The organism is Kitasatospora sp. NPDC090308, assembly GCF_044769485.1.
Lineage (GTDB): Bacteria > Actinomycetota > Actinomycetes > Streptomycetales > Streptomycetaceae > Kitasatospora > Kitasatospora fiedleri.
The window spans coordinates 1-2,887 of record NZ_JBIVXY010000039.1; the positions used below are offsets into that span (position 1 = coordinate 1).

The 2,887-nt window shown below is 72.3% G+C and carries 2 protein-coding genes; both read left to right on the forward strand.

The features are described from left to right. The first annotated feature begins 558 nt into the window (after nucleotides 1-558). Entirely contained in the window at nucleotides 559-1,008 is a 450-nt protein-coding gene (locus ACIQVD_RS34170) for a PTS glucose transporter subunit IIA (RefSeq protein WP_100835370.1), read from the forward strand. A gap of 39 nt (nucleotides 1,009-1,047) precedes the next feature. After that, nucleotides 1,048-2,718 (forward strand): phosphoenolpyruvate--protein phosphotransferase, encoded by a 1,671-nt coding sequence (gene ptsP, locus ACIQVD_RS34175; protein ID WP_400693635.1) that lies wholly within the window; start codon nucleotides 1,048-1,050, stop codon nucleotides 2,716-2,718. Nucleotides 2,719-2,887 lie beyond the last annotated feature (169 nt).

A 2,887-nucleotide genomic window follows, 5' to 3' on the forward strand; every position in this document is an offset into this window, starting at 1 on the left:
GCCGGGGATGTCAACATATCTGGCGTTGACTTTTGGCACGCTGTTGAGTTCTCAAGGAACGGACGCTTCCTTCGAGCCGCATTCCTGCGGACCCTTCGGGCGCTTCGTTCTTTCGTGTTTCGAGCTTACCAGACTGTTTATTCGGCGTTGACCGAAGCTTTACTCGCCTGACTTGCTCTGTTTACCGCCGTTGCGCGGCGACCTGAGCAACCATAGCGGGTCGGTGGCCGAGCGCCTAATCGGGGCGGGGCGAAGTTCACCCGGTTGGGCCTGTGCGGGGCGGGTGGGAGTGGCAGGTGGGGGCTCACTCGGATGCCGTAGAGTGCGGCGGGTTGGCCGAGAGGACTAGACCACTTGCGGGTGGCGGGGTCGACGGGGAGGGCGCGGGGCGGTCGGTTCGTGTGCGGCTCGGTTGGGGCGGGAGGGGATCTTCACCCGGGCGGCTCGCGGGCGTTATGTCATGAGATGTCCGAAGTTGACGTAATTTTGGTTCAGTCGATCAATGGGCCGCTGCCCCGCGGCCGCACGCGATGTACTCCGTACCTGGGAGGCTCCACCATGACCACTGTCACGTCGCCGCTCGCCGGTCGCGCTGTCGGCCTCGCCAACGTTCCCGACCCGGTGTTCGCGGGGGCCATGGTCGGGCCGGGGACGGCGATCGATCCGTTGCGGGAGCCGATCGACGCGGTGGCTCCGGTGGACGGGCAGGTGGTGTCGATGCATCCGCACGCGTTCGTGGTGATGGACGAGAACGGGCACGGGGTGCTGACGCACCTGGGGATCGACACGGTGCAGCTCAATGGGGAGGGGTTCGAGCTGCTGGTGCACAAGGGGGACCGGGTGAAGCGGGGGCAGCCGGTGATCAAGTGGAACCCGGCGGCGGTGGAGGCGGCCGGGAAGTCCCCGATCTCGCCGATCGTGGCGCTGGAGGCGTCGGCGGAGCAGTTGAGCGGGGTGGCGGAGTCGGGCGACGTCACAGCCGGCGGCGAGCTGTTCATCTGGAACTGACGGAACTGACGGCGACGGACGGCGAAGGGGTTTCGGACCATGGAGCGGACGCTGCGGGGCGTGGGGGTCAGCCACGGGGTCGCCATCGGGCAGGTGCGGCACATGGGGACGGCGGTGCTGGAGCCGCCGGTGACCCAGGTGTCGGCCGAGGAGGTGCCGCGGGAGCGGGCCCGGGCGCAGGCGGCGGTGGACGCGGTGGCCGCGGACCTGGTGGCGCGCGGGAACCTGGCGGGGGGTGAGGCGCAGGCGGTGCTGGAGGCGCAGGCGCTGATGGCGCAGGACCCGGAGCTGCTGGCGGACGTGAACCGGCGGATCGAGTCGGGGAGTAGTGCGGAGCGCGGGGTGTACGACGCGTTCGCGGCGTACCGGGAGCTGCTGGCGGCGGCGGGTGAGTACCTGGCCGGGCGGGTGGCGGACCTGGACGACGTGCGGAACCGGATCGTGGCGCGGCTGCTGGGGGTGCCGATGCCGGGGGTGCCGGACAGTGACGAGCCGTACGTGCTGCTGGCGCGGGACCTGGCGCCGGCGGACACGGCGTTGCTGGACCCGTCGCTGGTGCTGGGGTTCGTGACGGAGGAGGGCGGGCCGACCTCGCACAGCGCGATCCTGGCGCGGGCGCTGGGGGTGCCGGCGGTGGTCGCGCTGGCGGGGGCGACGGGGTTGGCGGAGGGGGTGGTGGTGGCGGTCGACGGGGCGTCGGGCGAGGTGGTGGTGGAGCCGGCGGCGGAGCGGCAGGAGGAGTTGCGTCGGCTGGCGGCGGAGCGGAGGGCGGCGCTGGCGGCGTCGAGCGGGCCGGGGCGGACGTCGGACGGGTTCATGGTGCCGTTGCTGGCGAACGTGGGTGGTCCGGGGGACGTGCCGGCGGCGTTGGAGAACGGGGCGGAGGGCGTCGGGCTGTTCCGGACGGAGTTCCTGTTCCTGGACGATTCGGCGCACGCGCCGAGCGAGGACAAGCAGGTCGAGGCGTACCGGAAGGTGCTGGAGGCGTTTCCGGGGGCCCGGGTGGTGGTGCGGGTGCTGGATGCGGGGGCGGACAAGCCGTTGGAGTTCCTGACGCCGGGGGACGAGCCGAACCCGGCGCTGGGGGTGCGCGGGTTGCGGACGCTGCTGGAGCACCCGGAGGTGCTGCGGTCGCAGTTGCGGGCGCTGGCGCGGGCGGCGGAGGGGTTGACGGTGCGCCTGGAGGTGATGGCGCCGATGGTGGCGGACGGGGTGGACGCGCGGGCGTTCGCGGCGGCGTGTCGGGAGGTGGGGTTGGACGCCAAGTACGGGGCGATGGTGGAGATCCCGTCGGCGGCGCTGCGGGCGGGGGCGATCCTGCGGGAGGTGGAGTTCGTGTCGCTGGGGACGAACGACCTGGCGCAGTACGCGTTCGCGGCGGACCGGCAGGTGGGGTCGTTGGCGCGGTTGCAGGACCCGTGGCAGCCGGCGCTGCTGGACCTGATCGCGGCGGCGGCGGAGGCGGCGAAGGCGGCCGGGAAGAGCTGCGGGGTGTGCGGGGAGGCGGCGTCGGACCCGCTGTTGGCGTGCGTGCTGACGGGGCTCGGGGTGACGAGCCTGTCGATGGGTGCGGCGGCGATCCCGTACGTGCGGGCGGGGTTGGCGCAGGCGTCGTTGGCGCAGTGCCAGCGGGCGGCCGAGGCGGCGCGGGCGGCGGACGGTGCGGCGGAGGCGCGGGAGGCGGCGCAGCGGGTGCTGTCCGGGGAGTAGGGGTCGCGGACTCCCGAGGGGTCGCTGCCGCCGTGGGGGGCGGTGGCGGCCCCTCGGGGCCTTCTCGGGCTAGGTGTTCTGACCACGGAGGTTGGTGACGGGGTTCACGGCTTGGTGATCTTGAAATGAGTGAGGGCCTTCTGGCTCGGTGTGGATTGCGACATCTGCA